The following is a 25,005-nucleotide window of genomic DNA, read 5'->3' on the forward strand; positions in this document are numbered from 1 at the left end:
GGCGCGGAGTGCGTGACCGTGGATGGTGAGGGTGACCCCGACGAGGTGGCGTTCGTGGGGGTGCAGCGCCGTGACCGTGACGAGGCCGTAGAGCTCCTGACGGGCATCGCACGGTTGCACGCGCGTGGGGTGAAGGTCGACTGGCGGGCGTACTTCGCGGGCACCGCTGCCCGCACCACCGACCTGCCCACCTACGCCTTCCAGCACAAGCACTACTGGGCCCACTCACCCGCCAAGTCCGGCGACGCGTCTTCCCTGGGCCTCGCCGACGCCGAGCACCCGCTGCTGGGCGCTGTTGTCGAGGTACCGGGTGACGGCGGCCGCATCCTGACGGGTCGGCTCTCACCGGCCGCGCAGCCCTGGCTGGGCGACCACCGGCTGGGGGAGACGATTCTCTTCCCCGCCACCGGCTTCGTCGAGCTCGCCGTGCGTGCGGGTGACCAGGTCGGCTGTGAGCTGCTGGAGGAACTCACCCTGCAGGCGCCGCTGGCCCTTCCCGAGCAGCGGAGCACTCAGATCCAGGTGGTCGTGGCGGCCGGCGACGAAGCGGGACGCCACCCGCTGAGCATCTACTCCCGTGACCAGGACGCGCCGGACGCCGTGTGGACGCTCCACGCGCAGGGCGTGCTGGCCCGGGAGGCGCACCGGCCGGAGTTCGACCTGGCGGAGTGGCCGCCCGTGGGTGCCGTGCCCATGGACGTGACGGATGCCTACGCCGTGCTGCACGGCAGGGGCTACGGATATGGCCCGGTGTTCCAGGGCCTGACGGCCGCCTGGACCCTGGGCGAGGAGGTCTTCGCCGAGATCACGCTGCCGGAGGAGGCGCAGGCCGAGGCCGAGCGGTTCGGTCTGCACCCGGCCCTGCTGGACGCGGCCACACACGCCGCGCTCGTTCACGAGGACGCGCCGGGCGGTTCGGGTGCCGTCCTTCCCTTCGCCTGGGTCGACGTGGCTCTCCACGCGACCGGTGCCGCCGCCGTGCGCGTACGCCTGACCCCGACGGACCAGGGCATCGCACTCGCCGTGGCCGACGGCGCCGGACGCCCGGTTCTGGCGGCGGGGTCCGTGGTCTCGCGGCCCGTGTCGCTGGAGCAACTCGGCACGGCGGGAGCCGCGGCCCATCACGACGATCTCTACCAGGTCGAGTGGCACCCGCTCCCGGCAGTCGCCGGCGATGCCGGGCACACCCCGTCCTGGGCGGAGTGGGGCGAGGCGGCGGGGAACGAGGCGACCGGTCAGCTGCCGGACCTGCTGGTCCTGCCGAGCGCCCCGGGCAACGACGCGGAAGCCGTCCACGCCCGCACCTGCCACGTACTCCAGCGGCTCCAGTCGTATCTGTCCGACGACCGCTTCGCCGGTACCCGGCTGCTGGTGCTCACACGGGGCGCCGTCGCCCGGGGCGGCGAGGACGTGGCGGACCTGGCGGGGGCGGCCGTATGGGGGCTGGTGCGCGCGGCGCAGCTGGAGAACCCCGGTCGGATCCTGCTGGCGGATCTGGAGCAGGGCACCGCGGTGGACGCGGAGCTGATCGCCCTGGTCACCGCGGGGGAGCCGCAGGTGGTGGTCCGCGGAGGTGCCGCGTACGCGGCGCGACTGACCCGGGTCCCCGCCGAGCCGGTCCTGCCCGCCGGTTTCGACGGGGCCGGTACGGTCCTGGTCACCGGTGCCTCGGGCACACTCGGCGGACTGGTGGCACGCCACCTGGTGGCCGCTCACGGTGTCCGGCACCTGATGCTGACGAGCCGGCGCGGCGCGGCCGCGGACGGTGTGCCGCGGCTGGTGGAGGAGTTGACGGCGCTCGGAGCGGACGTCCGGGTCGTCGCGGCCGACGCGGGAGACCGTGAGCAGCTCGCCGCCGTGCTGGAGGGCATCGCGGCCGAGCACCCGCTGACCGGCGTGGTGCACGCGGCGGGCGTCCTGGACGACGGTGTGATCGCCCGCCTGACCCCGGCGCAGGTCGAGGCGACTCTGCGGTCCAAGGCGGACGCCGTGCTCCACCTCCACGACCTGACCCGGGACATGGACCTGACGGCCTTCGTGCTGTTCTCCTCCATGGCCGGCGTGTTCGGCAACGCGGGGCAGGCGGGCTACTCGGCCGCCAACGCGTTCCTCGACGCCTTCGCCGCCCACCGGCGCGCGAACGGTCTTCCCGGCGTCTCGCTCGGCTGGGGCGCCTGGTCCAGGAACGTGGGCATGGCGGGCACGCTGAGCGATCACGACCGGCAGCGGATGAGCCGGCGCGGGATCGACGAGCTCTCGGTCGAGCGGGGTCTCGCGTTGTTCGACACGGCGATCACGGCCCAGTCGCCGGTGGTGCTGCCGGTCAGCCTCGACCGGTCGGTCCTGGCCATGGCGGGTGCGGAACTGCCGCCCCTGCTGCGCGGCCTGGTGCCGACGGTCAGGCGCCGCCCGGCCGGGCCCGCCCCGGCACAGGTGTCCGTGCACGAACGGCTCGCCGGGCTGGACGAGAAGGCGCGTGAGTCGCTGCTGCTGCGCGTCGTGCTGGAACAGGCGGCGGACGTCCTGGGCCACAGCGGCGCCGACGCGGTCGACCCGGAGCGGGACTTCCTGGAGTCGGGCTTCGACTCGCTGACGTCACTGGAGCTTCGCAACGGTCTCAACCAGGCGACCGGTCTGCGGCTCTCCCCGACCGCCGTGTTCGACAACAAGACACCGGCGCAGCTCGCCCGGCACCTGCTCACCGAACTGGCGGCGGGTCCGGACGCGTCCGGCGCGAGTGGCCGGCCCGGGCGGGAGCACACGGTCGGCGGCGGAACGGGGTCGCTGAGCACACTGCTCCGCGCGGCGGCCGAGGCCGGGCGGATGGACAAGGGCTTCGACCTGCTGCGTACCGTCGCTGACATCCGTCCGACGTTCGGCTCGGCGGCGGAGCTGGACCGGCCCGCCGCACCCGTACGTCTGGCCGACGGAGCGGGCACGCCGCGGCTGATCTGCGTCAGCACCCCGATGGCGACCGGCGGCCCGGCCCAGTACGCCCGGCTGGCGGCCGCATTCCGCGGCGACCGGCACGTCTCGGCGGTGCCGCTGCCGGGCTTCGCGGCCGGTGAACCACTGCCGGGCACCGTGCGGGCCGCCGTCGAGACCGTGGCGCACGGGGTACTGGAAGCGGCCGAGGGCGAGCCGTTCGTGCTGGTCGGATACTCCTCGGGAGGCACGCTGGCCCATGCGACCGCCGCGTACCTGGAGAACGAACTGGGCGTCACCGTCGCCGGAGTGGTCCTGCTGGACAGCTACCGCATGGACTCCGGCGCGGCGGGCGTGTCGCTGGACGCCCTGGCGCAGGGTCTCCTCGCCAAGGAGTCGGCGTTCGGAGGCTTCGACGACGCGCGGCTGTCCGCCATGGCGGGCTGGGGCCGGGTCCTGTCGGACGTCGTTCCGGCACCGCTCGCGGCTCCGGTTCTCCTGGCGCAGGCCACCGAACCCTTCGAAGCGCCGGCCGGGGACACGTCGGACGACACTTCCTGGCGGGCGCAGCCCTGGCACCCCGGTCACCACGTCGTCGAGGCGCGGGCGAACCACTTCACGATCATCGAGGAGCAGGCGGCCGATACGGCCGTACTGATCTCCGACTGGCTGACTTCGATGGACTGAACGGATTGAGGCGACACAAGTGACTCTGGCACCCACCACCAAGGGAACGGTCCCCTTCGGGGAGTACGAGACCTGGTACCGCGTCACGGGGGACCTGTCCTCCGGGCGGCCGCCGATCGTCGTCGTGCACGGCGGTCCCGGCAGCACACACGACTATCTGCTGAGCCTGACCGCGCTCGCCGAGGCGGGCTGGCCGGTCGTCCACTACGACCAGCTGGGCAACGGGGGTTCCACCCATCTGCCGGGCCGGGGCTCGGACTTCTGGACGGTGGAGCTGTTCCTGGCCGAGCTCGACAATCTGCTCCAGCGGCTGGGCATAGCCGACAACTACGTCCTGTACGGGCAGTCCTGGGGCGGCATGCTGGTCGCCAAGCACGCGGCTGCCCGGCCTGCCGGGCTGCGCGGTCTCGTCATCGCCAACTCGCCTGCCTCGTACCCTCTGTGGCGGCAGGAGATGGACCGGCTGCGGGCGGAGCTGCCCCCGGGCGTCGACGAGACGCTTCGACGGCACGAGGCCGCGGGCACCACCGAGGACGACGAGTACCACCAGGCCATGCGGGTCTTCTACGAGCGGCACGTGTGCCTGCTCAAGCCGTGGCCGCGGGACTACCTGGCCTCGTTCTACGAGGTCTACAACGACCCGACGGTGTACTACACCATGAACGGCCCGACCGAGTTCCACGTCATCGGGACCCTGCGCGACTGGTCGGTGGAGGACTGCTGCCCGGACATCCAGGTGCCGACGCTGCTCATCTCGGGCCGGCACGACGAGGCCACTCCGGCCACCGTCCAGCCGTTCCAGGACCTCATTCCGGACGTGCGGTGGGAGATCCTGGAGAATTCCAGCCACCTTCCGCACCTGGAGGAGCCGGAACTCTTCAACAAGATCATGACGGAGTATCTGCAGGACCTGCGCTGACCCGCTGAGGCGGGGGAGGGACCGAACCCGTAGGGGTCGCTAGGGGTACTGGCAGCGACCCCTTCGGCACAGACTGGCCGGGAATGACAGGCGGACTGTCGATCATCATAAAGGAGGGAGAGCGGGAAATGGAGAGTGCTCCGCCGTCCGGCAGCGCCATCATATTTCCGGGAATGGGGCCCTGCCCGTTCGAGGACGTGGCGAAATTCATGCTGGTGAACCCCGGCGCCCGAAAGCTCGTTTCCATTGCGGACGATGTTCTCGGCTATTCCCTCGTGGACCGCTTTCGGGAAGCCGAGGGGGATTACAGCGAACCCGCGCAGGTCTCATTCCTGGTCAACTGCCTGGCCCTGGCCGAATGGGCGGCGGAGCCGTTGGGAATGAGCCCGGCACTATGTGTGGGGCCGAGCTTCGGCGGCAAGGCGGCGGCGGTCTACTCCGGCGCGCTGCCGTTCGAGGAGGCGGTGGACATGACCGCCCGTTGGGCGCGCGCCCTGGAGGACTACTTCGCCGTCGCCCACCGCGACATCGTGACGCACTCGTTCGCCCGCACGGGCGAGGGGGAGCTGGCGAAGGTCCTCGCCGAGCTCGACGAGCAGGGCGAGTGGTACGACGTCTCCTGCTACGTCGACCACGACTTCTACATGCTGTCGCTGCGCGAGGGCCGGCTCGACTGGCTGCAGTCACGGGTGCGCGCCCTGGGCGGCCTGCCGCTCTACACCATGCGCCCGCCCATGCATTCGAGCGCCTTCGGCCCGCTGCGTGACCGCGTGGAGCAGGACATCTTCTCCGGGCTGCACTTCACCGACCCGGTGCTGCCGGTCGTCGCCGACCAGGACGGCCGCGTCCTCACCACCGGTGCGGAGGTCCGCGCGATGCTCCTGGACGGGTTCGTGCAGCCGGTCCGCTGGCCGGACGTGGTGGCGACGCTGAAGAACGCGGGCGTGGCCAAGGTGTTCGTCTCCGGCCCGGACAGCCTCTTCGGACGGGTGGGCGTCACGGTCCGGAACTTCGAGGTCGTGCCGGTCAACCCGCGGATCGCGATGCAGCCGCGCCGGCGCACCGGCGCGCCGGGCCCGTCGTCGGACAAGCCCTAGCGGAAAACCTCGCAGCACAAACAGATATGCCCTCCGTTATCGTCAGGATTCCGAAGGGCATATCTGCTTTCCAGGGTGCCTTATCAGGCAGGGCTGGCGGCAATCTTGCGGAGCGAGGTCCACAGCACGTCCGGCGTCGCAAAGGTCTCCATGTTCAGCATCTCATCGACGAAGCGCACGTCGTACATGCTCTCAAGCGATGCCATCATCTCGACCGTGCCGAGCGAATCCAGTCCGAGATCTCGCAGGCTGGTGTCGCCGGCGAGCTCCTCATGGGTGCCCAAGAACGGCAGATACTTGCGCAGGAGCTCTTCGAATTGCTCGTCCCACATGGCGTCTCCGAAATCTGTCTGACTATGCGGCGTAATGACTTTCGTCGTGACGATATGCCAAGCATGGAGCGAAAGCACCCCCTACTTGCCCCCATTTCTTCTGGGGCGTGAAGAAAGGAAGAAAGATGTCCGGTACAGCACTGCACGCACGGTTCCTGCGGGGCCTGCGGCTCGACCCCGGCAAGACCGCCGTACGCGTCGGGCCGGACGCCGTCACCTACGAGGAGGTCCACGAGCGCGCCCTGTCCTGGGCCGGTTCCCTGCTCGCCGGCGCCGAGGAGCGCCCGCGCGCGATCGGCGTACTGGCCGACAAGGGCATCGACGCCTACGTCGGACTGCTCGCCGCGCTCTACACCGGCGCCGCCGCCGTCCCCCTGAACCCCGGCTTCCCCGCGGCCCGCACTCGGCACATGCTGGAGCTCGCGCAGGTCTCCGCCGTCATCGCCGACGGGCCGGGCCTGGCGCGGCTGGCCGACGGCGGGGCCGACGACATGGCGTTCCCGGTCCTCCCGACCGGTGGCGCCCAGGTCCCGCCCGGGCGCCGCGCACTGGAACTCTCCGCCGGCCACGTCCTGACCGAGCCGCGGTCCGTCGAAGAGGCCGATACCGCCTACATGCTGTTCACCTCGGGCTCCACCGGCCGCCCCAAAGGGGTGCCCATCACCCACGGCAACACCCACCACTACTTCCAACTGCTCGACCAGCGCTACGACTTCCACCAGGGCGACGTCTTCTCGCAGACCTTCGACCTGAACTTCGACTGCGCGATGTTCGATCTCTTCAATGCCTGGGGCGCGGGTGCCACCGTGCAGGCCGTGCCCCCACGCGCCTACCGGGACATCCCGGCCTTCGTCGCCGAACACGGCATCAGCGTCTGGTTCTCCACCCCCAGCGCCATCTCCCTGATCCGCAGGCTGAGCGGTCTGGCGCCGGGCAGCCTGCCGGGCCTGCGCTGGAGCCTGTTCGCCGGTGAAGCGCTCACCGCCGCCGACACGGTGGACTGGCAGACCGCGGCACCCGGCGCGGTGCTGGAGAACATCTACGGGCCGACCGAACTGACCGTCACCATCACCGGCCACCGCTGGTCGCCGGAGGAATCCCCGGCCCGGTGCGTCAACGGCCTGGTCCCCATCGGCGCCGTCAACGACGGACACGACCACATGCTGATCGGCGAGGACGGCAGCGTCGTCGAGGACGAGGGCGAACTGTGCGTCACCGGACCCCAGATGGTCCGTGGCTACCTCGACCCGGTCGACGAGGGGGGAAGGTTCCATCCGCACGACGGACGTATCTGGTACCGCACCGGAGACCGGGTGCGCAGGCTGGACAACGGCGAGCTGATCTACCTCGGCCGGCTGGACTCCCAGGTGCAGATCCAGGGCTGGCGGGTGGAGCTTGCCGAGGTGGAACACGCCCTGCGCGCCTGCGAGTCGGTCACCGAGGCCGTCGCCGTCACCCGGCCCTCGGACAACGGACTCGAACTCGTCGTCTTCTACACGGGCACCCCGGCCCCCCCTGCCGTACTGGCCCGCGAGCTGCGCGAAGTGCTGCCGCACGGCATGTTGCCCCGGGAATACCGCCACTTGGCCGAACTGCCCCTGAACTCCAACCGGAAGACCGATCGGTCCAAGCTCGCCGCCGCGTGCGCCGTCGCTGGGGCGGCGCCGGCTCGAACTGGCGCCGTTTAGGGGTCGTTAGGGGTGCTGAACGCGCCCCGCGGATGAATAGCCTCTGGCTCAGAACGTTTGTTTGCGTCGCCCGCGGATCCACGGCCCGTCGCCCATGGCCATCTGGTGGAGTACCCGCCGAAGCCCAGTCCCAAAGAGGGGAATCATGACCGAAATCGCTGAAGCGGAGAATGCCGGCGTGGCGGAAAGGCGTCCCTTTCCTCTGGCAGCCCGCTGCCCGTTCGGAGCACCGTCCGAGTACGCCGAGCTGCGGGAAAAGGAGCCCGTGTCGAAGGTGACGGTCGCCGTCAACGGGCGACCCGCCTGGCTCTTCACACGGTACGACCTGATCCGGCAGATCCTCAGCGACCCGCGGCTGAGCGCGAACATCAAGCTGCCCGGATATCCGATCCCGATCAACGTGGACGACTCGTACGTCCAGTCGGTCCGGCGCGGGCTGTTCAACCTCGACGGCCAGGAGCACGCGGTGCAGCGCCGCCTCCTCGGCCCCGAGTTCAGCGTCAAGACGCTCGAGAAGCTCCGCCCGCGCATCCAGTCGGTCGTCGACGACTACATCAACCGCATGCTGGAGCAGGGCGGCCCGGTCGACCTGGTGCGGGCCCTCTCCATCCCGATGCCCTCGCAGGTCGTCTGCGAGATCCTCGGTATTCCCTTCCAGGACCGCGAGGTCTTCCAGAACTGGTCGGGCACGCTGATGAACAGCTCCACCGGCCCGGAGGAGCAGATTCGCATCCTGGGTCAGATGGAGGAGTACCTCGGCAAGCAGATCGCCGAGAAGGCCGCCAACCCCGGTGACGACCTGCCCAGCCGGGTCATCGCGAAGAACGAGCGCGAGGGCCACGGCCTGAGCCTCGAAGACATCGCGTGGATGACCAACGTGCTCAACGGCGCCGCCCACGAGACCACGGCCAACAACCTCACGCTGGGCGTTCTGGCGCTGCTCCAGCACCCCGAGCAGCTCGCCGAATTCAAGAGCGACCCGTCCCTCGCCCCCAAGGTCGTCGAAGAGGTGCTGCGCTACTCCAGCACCAACGACTGGGGCACCTCCCGGGTCGCGACCGAGGACATCGAGATCGGTGGCGTCCTGATCCGCGCCGGTGAGGGAATCATCACCTCGCGCGTCGCCGGCAACTACGACGACGGTGTTTTCGAGAACCCCGAGGTCTTCGACATCCACCGGGGTACGAGCAATCACCTGGCTTTCGGATACGGCGTCCACGGATGTGTCGCGCAGAACCTCGCGCGTCTGGAGCTTCAGATCGCCCTCACCACGCTGTTCACGCGTATTCCCGATCTGCGTCTCGCCACTCCGGCCGAGGAACTGCGGGTGCGTGAGCACGCGCTCATCCACGGCATCCACGAACTCCCGGTCACCTGGTAACGGAGGAAACACATCATGCGTGTGCTGGTTGATGACGATCGGTGCGTCGGCGCCGGCTGCTGCGTACTCGCCGCGCCGGACCTGTTCGAGCAGAACGACGAGGACGGCCGCGTCTTCCTGCTCATTCAGGACCCCGGCACCGAGATGCGCGACAGCATCCTGGAAGCGATCGACGTCTGCCCGGCGGACGCGCTGGAACTGATCGACGAGTGAGGGACCGGTGCATGGGGACCGGCTTCCTTCCCCATGCACCGCCCTTCGACCCGGCCCGCCTTTTCCAGATCGGAGAATGGCTTTGCATGCCCAAAATGAACTGACCGGTCGTGCTGCGGACCTTGCCTACCCGCAGGGCACCCTCGTCCACACCCTGCTGGACGACGCCGTGGCGGAGGCGGCCGACGCCTGTGCCGTGCGCGACTTCGCCGCGGAACTGAGCTACCGGCGGCTGAACGAACTGAGCCACGCCGTCGCCCACTGGCTGCGCGGCCAGGGCGTCGCTCCCGGCGACCGCGTCGTCGTGCAACTGCCGAGCCGGGTCGAGCTGGTCGCCCTCTTCTACGGCGTCGCGCGCAGCGGAGCCGTGTTCGTCCCGCTGAACCCGGCGATGAAGCGGTACCACCTGGCGTCGGTGCTCGACAACGCCGAGCCGGCCCTGGTGATCGGCGACGCCGCGTCCGCCCCCGGGCTGCGCGAGAGCACCGCCGTGCCCGTCCACGAACTCTCCGTCGTCTGGCCCCACATCGAGGCCGTGGCCACCAGGGAGCGCGAGGCGGTCACCGTGGACGTCCAGCCGGAGGACATCGCGGCCCTCGTCTACACCTCCGGATCCACCGCCGCACCCAAGGCGGTCATCTGCCCGCACCGCCAGGCCACCTTCGCATCCTCCGCGATCAACGCGGAGCTGCGCTACCGGCCCGACGACGTGGTCTTCTGCCGCTTCCCGCTCTCCTGGGACTACGGCCTGTACAAGGTGCTGCTGTCCTGCCTCGGCCGGTCCGAGCTCGTCCTGGCCGGCGAGGAATCCGACCTGCTGCTGTTGCGCCGGATGCGGGAGACCGGTGCCACCATCGTGCCGATCGTGCCCTCCTTGGCGGCGATGATCGCCACCCTGACCTCGCGCGACTCCGAGCCCGCGCCCCCCGTGCGCATGTTCACCAACACCGGTGCCGCCCTGCCCGCCCCCACCATCTCCGCGCTGCGCAAGGCGTTCCCCGGCGTCCGGGTGGTGCGTCAGTTCGGGCAGACGGAGTGCAAGCGGATCTCCATCATGCCGCCCGAGGAGGACCAGGAGCGCCCCCAGTCCGTCGGACGCCCGCTGCCCGGCACCGCGGTGCTGATCCTCGGCCCCGACGGCGAGGAGCTTCCGCTCGGCGAGACCGGCGAGATCGTGGCCGCGGGCCCGCACGTGATGCCCGGCTACTGGCGTGCGCCCGAACAGACGGCCGCCGCCTTCCGCCGCGACCCGGCCACCGGCGAACTCCGCCTGCATACCGGCGACTACGGCAGCCTCGACGCCGACGGCTACCTGTACTTCGAGGGCCGCCGCGACGACATGTTCAAGCGCAAGGGCATACGCATGAGCACCGTCGAGATCGAGGCGGCAGCCATGGACGTGACCGGCGTACGCGTCGCTGCCGTGCTCCCGCCCACCGAGGGCCGCGATCTGACGCTCTTCGTGGAGAGCGACCTGGCGCCCACCGTGGTGCTCAAGGAACTGGCCAGACGACTGGAGCCCGCCAAGGTGCCGGCCCTGTGCAAGGTCATCCCGGAACTGCCGCTGACTCTGCACGGAAAGAACGCCCGCCAGGCGCTCATCGACATGCTCGAAGGGGACGACACGTGACACGCCACGAGGATCTGGCGGTGCGCTTCGGCACACCCCTGTACGTGTACGACCTGGACGAGATCACCGCGGCCCGGCACGAACTGTTCGACGCGCTGCCCGAGGAGTTCGACCTCTACTACGCGCTGAAGGCCAACCCGCACCCCGACCTCGTCAGCGCCCTGCGCGACGGCGACGGCCGCTCCTGCCGCGCCGAGATCAGCTCCACCGGTGAGCTCGCCGCCGCCCTCGAAGCCGGCTTCGACGGCTCGGAGTGCCTCTACACCGGACCCGGGAAGACCCTCGGTGAACTGCGCGAGGCGATCGCAGCGGGCGTGCGGCTGTTCTCCACCGACTCCGTCACCGACGTGCGCCGGGTCGGCGAGGCCGCCGTCGGGCACGGTGTCGTGGCCGACATACTGCTGCGCGTCAACAGCGCGTCGGCGAGCGCCACCAGCAGCATCCGGATGACGGGCACGCCGTCCCAGTTCGGCTTCGACAGCGAGACGCTCGGCGACGTGCTGCCCGACGTACTGGCCACACCCGGCGTCGCGGTCCGGGGGATGCACTACTTCCCGCTGAGCAACGCCAAGGACGAGGACTCCCTCATCGGCGAGTTCCAGCACACCCTCGCGGGCGCCGCCGAACTCGCCCGCCGACTGGACATCCCGCTGGACTACCTCGACATCGGCGGCGGGTTCACCGTCCCGTACGGCGTCCCCGGCGAGCGCGGTCACTACCCGAAGCTGCGGGCCGAACTCGAGGCCGCCCTGGACACGCACTTCCCCGACTGGCGGGCCGGCACCCCCCGGCTGGCCTGCGAATCGGGCCGCTTCCTGATCGGCGCCAGCGGCACGCTGCTCGCCTCGGTGAGCAACGTCAAGGTCAGCCGGGGCCGCAAGTTCGTGATCACCGACGCCGGCATCAACACCTTCGGCGGCATGTCGGGCCTCGGCCGGCTGCTGCCCGTCGCGGTCCAGCCGCAGACCGGCGCCGAGACCGAGTCGGCCAGCCTGGTCGGCCCCCTGTGCACACCCGGCGACGTACTGGGCCGGGAGATCACCCTGCCGGCACTGGGCCCCGACGACATCGTCACCGTTCCCAACGTGGGCGCCTACGGCCCCACGGCGAGCCTGCTGATGTTCCTCGGCAGACCGGCGCCCACCGAAGTGATCGTCCGCGGCGACGACGTCGTCTCCGCCTCGCGCATCGAGCACCACCGTTCGTACCTTCCGACCGCACCCGGAGCATCCGAGTGAAGAACGCCCTACCCACCCCGATCTCTCCGCTCTCCGCACCCTCCGTGCCGCGTCGCGGAACCGTCGTCGTCACCAGCATGGCGTCCGACTCGCACACCTGGAACCTGGTCTTCCTCCAACTGCTGATCGAGGAACTCGGCTACGACGTGGTCAATCTCGGGCCCTGTGTGCCCGACGAGATCCTCGTCGACGAGTGCGGCGGCCTGGCTCCCAGCATGGTCGTCATCAGCAGCGTCAACGGCCACGGATACCAGGACGGCATGAGGGTCGTCGGGAAGCTCCGCTCCGACGAGCGGCTGGCCGGCGTCCCCCTCGTCATCGGCGGCATGCTCGGTGTGTCGGCCGAGGAGAACAGCGCGTACGTGGACGAGTTGATCGCGGCGGGATTCCACGCCGTCTTCGAGGGCAACAGCACCACGGCGTTCCGCGACTTCGTCGACACCCTGCCCCTGGCGGCCAGCAGGACGGCGGAGATGGCCGTGGCGGCGTCGTGACCTCGCTCGCCCGCTCGGTGCGCCGGGCCCCGCACCGTGACCGGCCGGTCGACTTCGGCGCGTTCGTACGCCGGGCCGGCGGGGAGGGCGGGCTCGTCGTCCAGCCGAGGATGGGCTTCGGTGAGCCCGCCCCCATGCGGGCCGGGCTCGCCGCCACCAAGGCGGCCGACGCCACCACCGTGGGCACCATCACCCTCGACAGCTTCACCCGCGTCGGCGCGCTGCAGTCGGTGGAGGAAGCGCTCCGCCACGGTGTGGCACTGAACGGATACCCGATCGTCAACTACGGGACGGAGGTCACCGACGCGGTTCTCGACGGCATCCGGGACGACTTCTTCCCGGTGCAGGTCCGGCACGGGTCCGCCGTCCCGGGCGACATCTTCGACCGGCTCATCGAACTGCGCATCAACGCCACCGAAGGCGGCCCCGTCTCCTACTGCCTGCCCTACGGCCGCACCCCGCTCGCGGACTCCATCCGCAACTGGGCCGAGTGCACCGAACGGTTCTCCACCCTGCGGGCCGTGGGCATCGAACCCCACCTGGAGACCTTCGGCGGCTGCATGATGGGCCAGCTGTGCCCGCCGAGCATGCTGGTGGCCCTGAGCGTCCTGGAGGCGATGTTCTTCTGCTGCTACGGGGTGCGCAGCGTCTCCCTGAGTTACGCGCAGCAGACCAGCATGAGCCAGGACATCGAAGCCGTGTTCGCCCTGCGCCGGCTCGCCGCCGAGATGCTGCCCACGGACAACTGGCACGTCGTGATCTACGCCTACATGGGCGTGTACCCGATGACCGACCACGGCGCCTACGGGCTCCTGGGCCAGGGGGCGGAACTCGCCGTCAGGACCGGCTCGGAACGCATCATCGTCAAGACCGTCGCGGAGTCCCGGCGCATCCCCACCATCGAGGAGAACGTCGCCGCACTCGAATACGCCGGCCAGGTCGCCCGTGGCGGCAGGCGGCCGGCCACGGACACCACCGACGGCGACTCACAGACCTATCAGGAGGCGCGCGCCCTCATCGACGCCGTCCTCAACCTCGACCTCGACCTCTCCCGGGCGCTGCTCCTGGCATTCCGACGGGGCTACCTCGACATCCCGTACTGCCTGCACCCGGACAACCGGGGCCACGCCCGCAGCTACATCGACGGCGCCGGGAGACTGCGCTGGGCCGACATCGGCTCCCTGCCGCTCACCGGACTCGTCAAGGGCGGCCACAGCCGCCGCGTCACCTCTTCGGGCCTGCTGGCCGACCTCTCTTACGTGCGCCGCAAGTTCGACGAGTCGCCTCCGGAGGTCCTCGGCAGTACCGAACGACAGCGCGCGACCGCCTGGGACGCGCGTACCTCCCTCCAAGGGCCAACGAAGGACGGTGCAAGAGCCCATGAGAACTGAATGGCCGAACCAACGCCTGACCATTCTCGGCGCCGGCGTGATGGGCGCGAACATCGCGACGACGGCCCTTGGGCACGGCATCCCCGTCGTCCTGATCGACGTCGACCAGGACAGGACCGACCGGGCCCGCGCCCAGATCAGCCAGCTCCTGCGCCACGCGCAGCTGATGAGCGCGCTGCCCGAGGGGCGGCCGGTCGGGGAGCTGACCACCGCCCTCGACCCGGCGGCCGGAGCCGACGCCACGGCGGTGATCGAGGCGATCACCGAGGACGCCGAGCTCAAGGCCAAGGTGCTGGCCGAGGTCTCCGCCCTGGTCCGCCCCGGCACGCCGCTGATCACCAACACCTCCGGCATCCCCATCGAGGAACTCGCGAACGCCGTCGCACGGCCGGCGGAGCTGGTGGGCACCCACTTCATGAACCCCACCTACCTCATCAGGATGGTGGAGGTCATCCGGGGCCCGCGCACCGGCGAAGCCACCATGGCCGGCGTCGTCGAGCTGCTCACGGCGATGGAGCGCCGGTCGATCGTCGTCCAGGATTCACCCGGCTTCGTCACCAGCCGGCTCCTCCACCCGATGATCAACGACGCGGCACGCGTCGTCCAGGCCGGCACCGCCGACGTGGAGTCGGTCGACGCGCTGATGGAGGGCTGCGTCGGACACCCCACCGGACCGCTGCGCACCGCCGACCTCATCGGGATCGACAACCTCGTCGACTCACTCGCCGCGCTGTACGAACGGACGGGCGACGAAGGATGCCGGCCGTGCGAGCTGCTGCTGGAAAAGGTCCGCGAAGGCCATCTGGGCCGCAAGTCGGGCCGCGGTTTCTACACCTACGGAAAGGCACTGTCGTGACCACGAATGACACCACCCCCACGGTCGGCATCACCGCCGAGACCATCGAGGCGGAGCTCCTCGCCCACCTGGAGGCCCGGACCAAGACCAGCCTGACCAGCGACCACGACCTGTTCGGATCAGGCCTGGTCACCTCCATGTTCGCGATGGAACTCGTCGTCCACCTGGAGGGCACCTACGGCATCGTCATCTCGGGCCCCGACCTGAAGCTCGACCACTTCCGCACGGTCCAGTCGATGGTCGCCCTGGTCCTCAGGCTCCATGAGGCAGTGGTCGACCGTGGCTGACATCCTTGCCGAGGAGCGCGAGACGGTCCGCGGCCTGGTCGGCGACCAGGCCGACGCCTGGGACCGGGCCGGCCTGCTGCCGGTGGAACTGCTGCGCAAGCTCGGCGGTCTCGGCCTGCTGAGCGCACAGATCCCGGCCGCCCACGGTGGACGCGGCGCGGGCAGCCGCTCCAACGGTGAGTTCACCGCGTATGTCGGCAGCCTGTGCAGCTCCCTGCGCAGCGTCATGACGTCCCAGGGCATGGCGGCGTGGACCATCCAGCGGCTCGGCACCGCCGAACAGCACCGCGCCTTCCTGCCGGGCCTGGCGAGTGGCCTGCTGGCCGCCGTCGCCTTCAGCGAGCCCGAGGCGGGCAGCGATCTCTCGGCGATCGGCACCACCATCCGCCGTGACGGCGACACGGTCGTCATCGACGGTGAGAAGCGCTGGATCACCGCCTCGTACTACGCGGACCTGGTGGTCGTCGTCGGCCGGTACGAGGACGGGGCGGCCGCCGTCGTGGTGCCGGCCAACGCGCCCGGCGTCCAGGTCGAACGCGTCGCCGCCCCGATGGGCTGCCGCGCGGCCGGCCACGCCAATCTCCGCTTCGACTCGGTGCGGGTACCCGCGGCGAACGTGCTCGGCGGGACCGGGTTGCCGCTGCCGCTGGTCGTCACGGCGGCTCTCGCCTACGGCCGCATGTCGGTGGCCTGGGGCTGCGTGGGCATCCTGCGTGCCTGCCTCGCCGCGGCCACCGCGCACGCCCGCGACCGGCGGCAGTTCGGCAAGCCGCTGGCCGAGCACCAGCTGGTGGCCCGGCACATCGCGGAGCTGTTCACCGACGAGCAGATCGCGTCGCGCGCCTGCGAGCACGCCAGCGCCTGCTGGGACGCGCAGTCGCCGGAGATGGTCGTGGCCACGGTCATGGCCAAGCACATCGGCGCCGGCCACGCCGCGCGGGGCGCCGCCGCCGCGGTCCAGGTCCTCGCCTCGGCGGGCGCCCAGGACGGCCACGTGGTGGCGAGGGCGTACCGCGACGCCAAGCTCATGGAAATCATCGAGGGCAGCAACGAGATATGCCAGCTGATCCTGTCTGAGCACGCCCTCTCCCATGCCGAGTGATTCCGAAGAGGGGAAGGTCGCAACCGTGTCCGGCAAACCGAACGTGGTGAAGTGCCTGGTCTGGGATCTCGACAACACACTGTGGTCGGGAACGCTGCTGGAGGACGGCGACGTGAAGATGACCGAGGCGGTGCGCGACGTCATCGTCGAGCTCGACTCGCGGGGCATCCTCCAGTCCGTCTCCAGCAAGAACGACCACGACCAGGCGTGGGCGCGGCTCGAAGAACTGGGCGTCGCCGAGTACTTCGTCCTGCCGCACATCGGCTGGGGCCGCAAGTCCGACGCGGTCCTCGGCATCGCCGAGCAGCTGAAGTTCGCACAGAACACCATCGCCTTCGTCGACGACCAGCCCGCCGAGCGCGCCGAGGTCTCCTTCCACGCGCCGGAGGTCCGCTGCTACGACGCCGTCGATGTGCTGTCGCTGCCGGACCGCCCGGAGTTCAGCCCGCAGACGGTCACCGTCGACTCGCGGCGACGCCGTGAGATGTACCAGGCGGGATTCCGCAGGTCGGCCGAGCAAGAGAGCTTCAACGGCCCCGACGAGGACTTCCTGCGCTCGCTCGAACTGGAGCTGCGCATCGGACGGGCCGGCGAGGAGGAACTCTCCCGCGTCGAAGAACTCACCCTGCGCACGAGCCAGATGAACGCGACCGGGGTGCACTACTCCGACGCCACCCTGCGCGGCTTCCTGGCCGATCCGGACCACGAGGTGCTGGTCGCCACGCTGACCGACCGGTTCGGCACGCACGGCGCCATCGGCGTCATGCTGCTGGAGACGGGCAACGGCTCCGTCTGGAACCTGAAGCTGCTGGCCACCTCCTGCCGCGTGGTGTCCTTCGGCGTCGGCACGGCCATCCTCAACTGGCTGACCGACCAGTCCGCGCGGGCCGGTGTCCACCTGGTGGCCGACTTCAGGCGCACCGACCGCAACCGCATGATGGAAGTCGCCTACCGCTTCGCCGGCTTCACCGGTGAACCGTGCGACTGCCTCGCGGCCCTCGGCACCGCCGCGGGGGCCGAGGACGTCCAGCGTCTCCACCTGGTCCCGACACCGCGCGAGGCCCCGACCACGCTGACGCTGACCGCCCCCGACCTCACCACGGGCAGCGGCCCCCGTTCCACGTCCTGAGCGCACCCGTCCGGAGAACCCCGGCACTGCCGTCGGCACCCCGTAGGGGTGCCGACGGCAGCCGCGTAGGGGTCACGTCACACCGCGGACCATGCCCTTTCCGGGCCGGCAGGCCCGGCGATCCCTCATGAAGGAGGACGGGGCCGCCGAAACACCACGGCGGGCCCCACCAGCCATGGCAGAACAGATCCTCTCCAGCCCCGAACTGCTCGACTACGTACGCGAGGTCTCCCTCCGCGACGACGACATCCTGCGTGACCTGCGCGCCGAGACGGCCGAGCTGCCCATGGGCCGCGCCATGCAGGTCATGGCCGAGGAAGGCCAGCTGCTGGCCCTCCTCGTCGGCCTCACCGGCGCCCGTACCGTCCTCGAGATCGGCACGTTCACCGGTTACAGCACCCTGTGCATGGCCAGGGCCCTGCCCGCCGAGGGACGGGTCATCACGTGCGACATCTTCGACAAGTGGCCCGCCATCGGTGCCGAGTACTGGCGGCGCGCCGGGGTCGAGGAGCGCATCGACCTGCGCGTCGGCCACGCGCTGGACACCCTCGCCGAGCTCACCGCCGAACAGGGCCCGGAGAGCGTCGACTTCGTGTTCATCGACGCCGACAAGGCCGGCTACCCCGCCTACTACGAGGCATCGCTCGCCCTGCTCAAGCCGGGAGGGCTGATCGTCGTCGACAACACCATCTTCTTCGGCCGGGTCATCGACCCCGAGGCCCAGGACCCGGACACGGTCGCGGTGCGCGCACTCAACGCGCGGCTGCGCGACGACGACCGGGTGGACATTTCCCTCCTCGTCATGGCGGACGGCATCACGCTGGTGCGCAAGAAGTCCCTCTGAGGTCCGTTAGGGGGAGCTAGGGGTGTAGTCGGTGTTCTTCACCGACGTACGGTGCCGGGTGTGCCGTGGCCGGACGTGGATGAGGTCGGTCTGCGTATACAGGAATACTGTGGAGTGCTGAGATGAGCGAGTCCGCCAGCTTCTTTTCTGACCATGGGGAAACTGCGGGGGAGGGATGGGCGCGGGCATTGTCCGGTGGGCTGGAGAACATGCCTGCCGCCGAACAGACCCGCATTCTCTCCGACCTCGTCCGGGATGAGGTGCGCCACGTCCTGAGCCGGTTCAGGCAGGACCGGGCGGGCACGGTCGACACCGGGCTGTCCTTCCGGGAACTGGGCTTCGACTCGCTGGCCGCGGTCGACCTGCACAGCCGGATCTCCGCCGCCACCGGCCTCGCTCTGCCGGTCACCATCGCCTTCGACCACCCGACGCCACGTCACCTCGCCGAACGCCTGCGCTCCGAACTCCTCGGCATCACCGACGGGGACGAGGAGGCACCCGTCGCGGCCGGGTCCCTGGACGACGAGCCCGTCGCCGTCGTCGGCATCGGCTGCCGCTACCCCGGCGGAGCCGACTCCGCCGAGGCGCTGTGGCAGCTCGTCGCCGACGGAACGCACGTCATCTCGGATTTCCCGGACGACCGCGGATGGGATCTCGAGAAGCTCTTCGACGCGGACCCGGCCACGCCGCACACCACCTATGTGCGCCGGGGCGGATTCCTTCCCGACGCCGCCGAATTCGACGCGGAATTCTTCGGGATAGGCCCCCGTGAAGCATCGGCCATGGACCCGCAGCAGCGGCTCGTCCTGGAGACCGTGTGGGAAGCCCTCGAACGGTCCGGAATCAATCCGGAATCCCTGCACGGCAGCTCCACCGGCGTGTTCATCGGCGCCGAGCCGCAGGAATACGGAATGCGGCTGCACGAGGCCCCCGACGGCCTCGACGGCTATCTGCTCGCCGGCAACGCGCCCAGCGTCGTCTCCGGACGCGTCGCCTACACCCTCGGCCTCGAAGGCCCCGCGCTCACCGTCGACACCGCCTGCTCCGGATCCCTCGTCGCGCTGCACCTGGCCGCCCAGTCGCTGCGACGGGGCGAGTGCTCGCTCGCGCTGACCGGCGGCGTGGCCGTCATGGGCAGCCCCGGCGTCTTCACCGCCTTCAGCCGCCAGCGCGGCTTGGCCCCCGACGGGGTGGCCAAGCCGTTCTCCGCCGCGGCCGACGGCACCGGCTTCTCCGAGGGCGTCGGCGTCCTCGTACTCGAACGCCTCTCCGACGCCCACCGCAACGGACACCAGGTCCTCGCCGTCGTCCGCGGCTCCGCGATCAACCAGGACGGCGCGTCCAACGGCCTGACCGCCCCCAGCGGCCCCGCCCAGCAGCGGGTCATCCGCCAGGCGCTGGCCAACGCCGGGCTGACCGCCGCCGAGGTCGACGCCGTCGAGGCGCACGGCACCGGCACGACCCTCGGCGACCCGATCGAGGCGCAGGCACTCATCGCCGCCTACGGCCGCGACCGCGACGCCGAACGACCCCTGTGGCTCGGGTCCGTGAAGTCCAACATCGGCCACACCCAGGCCGCCGCCGGCGTCGCCGGGGTCATCAAGATGGTGCAGGCCATGCGCCACGGCGTCCTGCCCACGACGCTCCACGTCGACGCCCCCTCCCCGGCCGTCGACTGGACCGCGGGCCAGGTGCGCCTGCTGACCGAACCGGTCGCCTGGGACAGCCCCGGCCGCCCGCGCCGCGCCGGCGTCTCATCCTTCGGCGTCAGCGGCACCAACGCCCACGTCATCCTGGAAGAGCCCGCGGACCCGCCGCAGGCCGAGGAAGACACCACCGACCCCGAACCCCGCACGGACGGCCTCTCGTTGCTGCCGCTGTCCGCACGCAGCGAACCGGCCCTGCGCGCTCAGGCCACCCGCCTCCTCAGCCTCGTCGAGGCAGACCCAGGCATCACCCCCGCCGACCTCGGCCACACGCTCGGCACCACACGCGCCGCCCTCTCCCACCGCGGCGTCGTCCTGGCCGCCGACCGCGAAGGGGCGATCAGCGGACTGCGCGCCCTCGCCGAGGGCGCCGACGCTCCCGGCGTACAGCGCGGCACCGCGTCCGGGGGCCGGCTCGCGTTCCTGTTCACCGGCCAGGGCAGCCAGCGGCTGGGCATGGGCCGGGACCTCCACGCCGCCTACCCTGTCTTCGCCGACGCGCTCGACGAGGCCATCGGCCACCTCGACCTCCAGCTCGAACACTCCCTGTGGGATGTCCTCTTCGCGCCCGAGGGGTCGGAGCAGGCGGCGCTCCTCGACCGGACCATGTACACCCAGGCCGCCCTCTTCGCCGTCGAGGTCGCGCTGTTCCGCCTCCTCGAATCGTGGGGCGTGCGACCCGACTTCCTCGCCGGGCACTCGATCGGGGAGCTGGCCGCCGCACACGTGGCGGGCGTGCTCTCCCTGGAGGACGCCGCCACCCTCGTCGCGGCCCGCGGCCGGCTGATGCAGGCACTGCCCGAGGGCGGCGCCATGGTCGCCGTCCAGGCCGCGGAGGACGAGGTACGTCCGGTGCTCACCGACGGCGTGAGCATCGCCGCCGTCAACGGCCCCGCCGCCGTCGTGATCTCCGGGGTCGAGTCCGAGGTCCTGGCGTTGGCCGAGCGCTTTGCCGCGCAGGGCCGCAAGACCAAGCGCCTCACCGTGTCGCACGCGTTCCACTCCGCGCTGATGGAACCGATGCTCGACGAGTTCCGCCGGCTGGCGCAGATCCTCGACTACCACCCGCCGCGCATTCCCGTCGTCTCCAACGTCACCGGCCTGCCGGCCACCGCCGAGGAACTGTGCTCCCCGGAGTACTGGGTCCGCCACGTCCGCGAGGCCGTGCGGTTCGCCGACTGCGTCGACTGGCTCGCCGGCCAGGACGTGCGCACCTACCTGGAGATCGGTCCCGACGGGGTCCTGTCCGCCATGGCCCGCGACTGCCTCGCCGACCGGCCGGACACCCACGCCTTCGCCCCCCTGCTCCGCGCCGGCCGCCCCGGACCCACGACGCTGCTGTCCGCGGTCGCCCTGGCCCAGACCCGGGGCGCCGACCCCGACTGGAACGCGCTGTGCGACGGCCACCGGCCGCACCGGGTCGAGCTGCCGACGTACGCCTTCCAGCGGCGCCGCTTCTGGCTCGCGGCGCCCGACGCGACCGCCGATGCCTCACGCTTCGGGCAGATCGCCGCGCAGCACCCGGTTCTGAGCGCCGTTGTGGGCCTCGCCGACACCGGCGGTGTCGTCCTCACCGGCCGGGTCTCGACCCGCACCCACCCCTGGCTCGCCGACCACGTCATCGGCGGCACCACCCTGCTGTCCGGCACCACCTTCGTGGAACTGGCCGTCCGCGCCGGTGACCAGGTCGGCTGCGACTGCCTGGAAGAACTCACCCTCGAACTCCCGCTGGCGCTGCCCCCGCACGGCGGCGTCGCCCTTCAGGTGGTCGTCGGCGCCCCCGACACCGCGGCCCGCCGCACCGTGGAGTTCTACTCGCGTGCCGAGGACGCCTCGGCCGATGTGCCCTGGACCCGTCACGCCAGCGGCGCTCTCACCCGTACGCACACCACACCGCCGACCACCGAGTCGCTCGGCCTGACCCAGTGGCCGCCCCACGACGCCCACAGCATCGACCTCACCGGCCTCTACGAGGACATGGCCGGCCAGGGTTACGCCTACGGGCCGGTGTTCCAGGGCTTGCGCGCCGCCTGGCGCGCGGACGGCGGCGTCTACGCGGAAGTGGCCCTTCCCGAGGGCGCCGCGGACGACGCGGCCGCCTTCGCCCTGCACCCGGCGCTGCTCGACGCCGTACTCCACGCGACCGACTTCGCCGCCGACGAGCCGGTGTCCGAGCGGACGCGCCTGCCTTTCGCCTGGAGCGGCGTCTCGCTGTACTCGACCGGCGCCACAGTGGTACGCGTACGCATCGAGGCCATCGGCCACGACGAGGTCTCCCTGACCCTGGCCGATTCCACCGGCGCCCCCGTCGCCACGGTCGACTCCTTCCTCGTGCGGGAGATCAGCGAAGAGCAGCTGCGCGCCGCCCGGTCCGCCGGGCAGGACGCCCTCCTGACCGTGAGTTGGGCGCCCGTGCCCGACACCGGCCGCGACACACCGCACGACCTCCAGCTGTACCGGTGCACCGGTACCGGCGACGACCCGCTCACCTCCGTGCGCGCCGCCACCGCGGCCGTACTGGAGCGCATCCGGGCCCTGCTGTCCGACGACGACGTCGACGCCCCCCGCCTCGCCGTGGTCACCCGCGGCGCCGTCGTCACCGGCGACGACGACCGCGTCGACCTCGCCCTGGCCCCCGTGTGGGGTCTCGTCCGCGCCGCCCAGGCCGAGCACCCCGGCCGGTTCCTGCTGGTCGACACCGACGACGACGACGTCCCCACCGAGCTGTGGAACGCCATCGCCGCCGCTGACGACGAGCCCGAACTCGCCGTGCGCGGCGGCACCCTGCTCGCCCCGCGCCTCGCCACCGCCGCAACCCCCGCCGGCGCGTCCGCCCGGCAGTGGAACCCCGACGGCACCGTCCTGGTCACCGGTGGCACCGGCGGCCTCGCCGCGCACGTGGCGCGGCACCTGGTGACCGAGCACGGCGTACGCCACCTGCTGCTCGCCGGACGACGCGGCACCGAAGCGCCCGGAGTCGCCGACCTCAGCGCCGAACTGAGCGCACTGGACGCCCAGGTGACCGTGGCGGCGTGCGATGTCGCCGACCGCACGGCGTTGGAGGGGCTGCTCGCCGCCATCCCCGCCGAGCACCCCCTCACCGCCGTGGTCCACATGGCGGGCACGCTCGACGACGGCCTGGTCGACTCGCTCGACGCCCGGCGGCTCGACACCGTGCTGCGGCCCAAGGCGGACGCCGCGTGGCACCTGCACGAGCTGACCCGTGACCTGGACCTGTCGGCTTTCGTGCTGTTCTCGTCGGCGGCCGGACACCTCGACGGCGCCGGCCAGGGCAACTACGCGGCAGCCAACGTCTTCCTCGACGCCCTCGCCCAGCACCGCGCCGCCGCGGGTCTGCCGGCCACCGCCCTCGCCTGGGGCGCGTGGAGCGACGGCGGAGGCATGGGCCAGACCCTCGACGCCGCAGCCTTCGAACGCATGCGGCGCATCGGCCTGGAAGCCCTGGACACCAGGGACAACCTTCGGCTGCTCGACGCCGCACTGGCCGGCGACGAGCCCGTGGTCGTCCCCCTGCGCGTCGACGCGGCGGCCGCCCGAGCCCGCGCCGCCGCCGTTCCGGCCCTGCTGCGCGGCCTGATCAGGACCCCTGTCCGCCGGGCGAGCGCCCAGGGCACCGCAGGCGGCGCGCTGCCGCTCGCCGAGCGCCTCGCCGGCCTCACCGACCCTCAGCGCACCGACCTGCTGCGGGACCTGGTCAACGCCCAGGCCGCCCGCGTTCTCGGACACGACAGCGCCGACGCGATCGACCCGGACCGGGCGTTCACCGAGATGGGCTTCGACTCGCTCGCCGCGGTGGAGCTGCGCAACCAGCTCAACACCGCGACCGGTCTGCGCCTCACCGCCACCCTCACCTTCGACCACCCGACGCCCGCCGCGCTGGCCGCCCACCTCGTGGACAAGCTGCTCGACACGGGCAGGGCGCCGAAGAGGCGTGCCCTCGTCGGTACCGCGGTGGACGACGACCCCATCGTGATCGTCGGCATGGCCTGCCGCTACCCGGGCGGGGTGACCTCGCCCGAGGACCTCTGGCAGATCGTCCTCGACGGGGCCGACGCCGTGGCGCCGTTCCCCACGGACCGGGGCTGGGACCCCGAGATCCACGACCCGGAGCTCGGCAAGCCGGGGAAGAGCTACGCGCGGGAGGGCGGTTTCCTCTACGACGCAGCCGACTTCGATGCCGAGTTCTTCGGCATCAGCCCCCGCGAGGCCCAGGCGATGGACCCCCAGCAGCGGCTGTTGCTGGAGACCTCCTGGGAGACCTTCGAGCGGGCCGGTATCGACCCTCACAGTGTCAAGGGCAGCGACACCGGCGTGTTCGCCGGTGCGATGTACCACGACTGGGGCCTCCGGCTCGGCCCCCTCCCCGAGGAGGTCGCCGGATACCACGGCAACGGCAGCATCGCCAGCATGATCTCCGGCCGGGTTGCCTACAGCCTCGGCCTGGAGGGCGCGGCGGTGACAGTGGACACGGCATGCTCGTCCTCGCTCGTCGCACTCCACTGGGCCGCCCAGGCGCTGCGCCGCGGCGAATGCAGCCTGGCGCTGGCCGGCGGTGTCACCGTCATGTCGACACCCGACACGTTCGTCGACATGAGCCGTCAGCGCGGTCTCGCTCCGGACGGCCGCTGCAAGTCGTACGGCGCGGGCGCCGACGGCACCGGCTGGGGCGAAGGCGTCGGCATGCTCCTGCTGGAGCGGCTGTCGGATGCCCGTCGCAACGGGCACCGGGTTCTCGCGGTGCTGCGTGGTTCGGCGGTCAACCAGGACGGGGCGTCGAACGGTCTGACGGCGCCGAATGGTCCCTCGCAGGAGCGCGTGATCCAGCAGGCCCTGACGGTGGCCGGTCTGACCACCGCTGACGTCGATGCCGTAGAGGGCCACGGTACGGGCACGCGGTTGGGTGACCCGATCGAGGCGCAGGCGTTGTTGGCGACGTATGGGCAGGACAGGCCGGTCGAGCGTCCTCTGCTGCTGGGTTCGGTGAAGTCGAACATTGGTCATACGCAGGCGGCTGCTGGTGTGGCGGGTGTGATCAAGATGGTGATGGCGTTGCGGGAGGGTGTGC

General features: G+C 71.1%; 17 protein-coding genes. 16 read left to right on the forward strand and 1 reads right to left on the reverse strand.

Going from position 1 to position 25,005, the window contains the following annotated elements:
- The first annotated feature begins 18 nt into the window (after window positions 1-18).
- From ACFZAT_RS33130 to ACFZAT_RS33140, 3 genes are all read left to right on the forward strand, one after another.
- On the forward strand, window positions 19-3,612 hold the full coding sequence (locus ACFZAT_RS33130) for an SDR family NAD(P)-dependent oxidoreductase (RefSeq protein ID WP_391269625.1): 3,594 nt from the start codon (window positions 19-21) through the stop codon (window positions 3,610-3,612).
- Window positions 3,613-3,631: 19 nt separating this feature from the next.
- Entirely contained in the window at window positions 3,632-4,531 is a 900-nt protein-coding gene (locus ACFZAT_RS33135; RefSeq protein ID WP_391269626.1) for a proline iminopeptidase-family hydrolase, read from the forward strand.
- A 128-nt stretch (window positions 4,532-4,659) separates the two neighbouring features.
- Window positions 4,660-5,628 carry an ACP S-malonyltransferase gene (locus ACFZAT_RS33140; protein WP_391269655.1) on the forward strand — a complete coding sequence of 323 codons (969 nt, stop codon included), beginning with the start codon at window positions 4,660-4,662 and terminating at the stop codon, window positions 5,626-5,628.
- Window positions 5,629-5,711: 83 nt separating this feature from the next.
- On the opposite strand, the gene ACFZAT_RS33145 is transcribed toward ACFZAT_RS33140, so the two are convergent.
- Window positions 5,712-5,960 carry a phosphopantetheine-binding protein gene (locus tag ACFZAT_RS33145; RefSeq protein ID WP_391269628.1) on the reverse strand — a complete coding sequence of 83 codons (249 nt, stop codon included), beginning with the start codon at window positions 5,958-5,960 and terminating at the stop codon, window positions 5,712-5,714.
- A 125-nt stretch (window positions 5,961-6,085) separates the two neighbouring features.
- Here ACFZAT_RS33145 and ACFZAT_RS33150 point away from each other — a divergent pair, with 125 nt between their 5' ends.
- From ACFZAT_RS33150 to ACFZAT_RS33210, 13 genes are all read left to right on the forward strand, one after another.
- Window positions 6,086-7,648, forward strand: a complete 1,563-nt coding sequence (locus ACFZAT_RS33150) for an AMP-binding protein (protein ID WP_391269629.1) — start codon at window positions 6,086-6,088, stop codon at window positions 7,646-7,648.
- A 265-nt stretch (window positions 7,649-7,913) separates the two neighbouring features.
- Entirely contained in the window at window positions 7,914-9,029 is a 1,116-nt protein-coding gene (locus ACFZAT_RS33155; protein ID WP_391269632.1) for a cytochrome P450, read from the forward strand.
- A 15-nt stretch (window positions 9,030-9,044) separates the two neighbouring features.
- The gene (locus ACFZAT_RS33160) at window positions 9,045-9,242 is read left to right on the forward strand and encodes a 4Fe-4S domain-containing protein (protein ID WP_391269634.1); all 198 of its coding nucleotides are present in this window, start codon (window positions 9,045-9,047) and stop codon (window positions 9,240-9,242) included.
- 76 nt (window positions 9,243-9,318) lie between these two features.
- On the forward strand, window positions 9,319-10,872 hold the full coding sequence (locus tag ACFZAT_RS33165; RefSeq protein WP_391269636.1) for an AMP-binding protein: 1,554 nt from the start codon (window positions 9,319-9,321) through the stop codon (window positions 10,870-10,872).
- Window positions 10,869-12,110, forward strand: a complete 1,242-nt coding sequence (locus ACFZAT_RS33170; protein ID WP_391269638.1) for a type III PLP-dependent enzyme — start codon at window positions 10,869-10,871, stop codon at window positions 12,108-12,110. Before ACFZAT_RS33165 ends, ACFZAT_RS33170 begins: the two co-directional genes overlap by 4 nt.
- 44 nt (window positions 12,111-12,154) lie before the next feature.
- Window positions 12,155-12,604, forward strand: coding sequence for a cobalamin-dependent protein (locus ACFZAT_RS33175; protein WP_391269640.1), 450 nt, complete (start codon window positions 12,155-12,157; stop codon window positions 12,602-12,604).
- On the forward strand, window positions 12,601-13,995 hold the full coding sequence (locus ACFZAT_RS33180) for a methylaspartate mutase (RefSeq protein WP_391269642.1): 1,395 nt from the start codon (window positions 12,601-12,603) through the stop codon (window positions 13,993-13,995). Before ACFZAT_RS33175 ends, ACFZAT_RS33180 begins: the two co-directional genes overlap by 4 nt.
- Window positions 13,985-14,851 (forward strand): 3-hydroxyacyl-CoA dehydrogenase NAD-binding domain-containing protein, encoded by an 867-nt coding sequence (locus ACFZAT_RS33185; RefSeq protein WP_391269644.1) that lies wholly within the window; start codon window positions 13,985-13,987, stop codon window positions 14,849-14,851. Before ACFZAT_RS33180 ends, ACFZAT_RS33185 begins: the two co-directional genes overlap by 11 nt.
- Window positions 14,848-15,138, forward strand: a complete 291-nt coding sequence (locus ACFZAT_RS33190) for a phosphopantetheine-binding protein (protein ID WP_391269646.1) — start codon at window positions 14,848-14,850, stop codon at window positions 15,136-15,138. The genes ACFZAT_RS33185 and ACFZAT_RS33190 overlap by 4 nt, the downstream gene beginning before the upstream one ends.
- The gene (locus ACFZAT_RS33195; protein WP_391269648.1) at window positions 15,131-16,240 is read left to right on the forward strand and encodes an acyl-CoA dehydrogenase family protein; all 1,110 of its coding nucleotides are present in this window, start codon (window positions 15,131-15,133) and stop codon (window positions 16,238-16,240) included. The genes ACFZAT_RS33190 and ACFZAT_RS33195 overlap by 8 nt, the downstream gene beginning before the upstream one ends.
- Window positions 16,230-17,369: an HAD-IIIC family phosphatase gene (locus ACFZAT_RS33200; RefSeq protein ID WP_391269650.1), complete on the forward strand. Its 1,140-nt coding sequence runs from the start codon at window positions 16,230-16,232 to the stop codon at window positions 17,367-17,369. The genes ACFZAT_RS33195 and ACFZAT_RS33200 overlap by 11 nt, the downstream gene beginning before the upstream one ends.
- Before the next feature lie 175 nt (window positions 17,370-17,544).
- Window positions 17,545-18,213: a class I SAM-dependent methyltransferase gene (locus ACFZAT_RS33205; protein ID WP_391269651.1), complete on the forward strand. Its 669-nt coding sequence runs from the start codon at window positions 17,545-17,547 to the stop codon at window positions 18,211-18,213.
- 209 nt (window positions 18,214-18,422) lie between these two features.
- Window positions 18,423-25,005 (forward strand): SDR family NAD(P)-dependent oxidoreductase (locus ACFZAT_RS33210; RefSeq protein WP_391269653.1); only part of this gene is annotated, 6,583 nt, incomplete at its 3' end.

The sequence above is a fragment of the Streptomyces sp. NPDC008163 genome (assembly GCF_042956885.1).
Taxonomy (GTDB): Bacteria; Actinomycetota; Actinomycetes; order Streptomycetales; family Streptomycetaceae; genus Streptomyces; species Streptomyces drozdowiczii_A.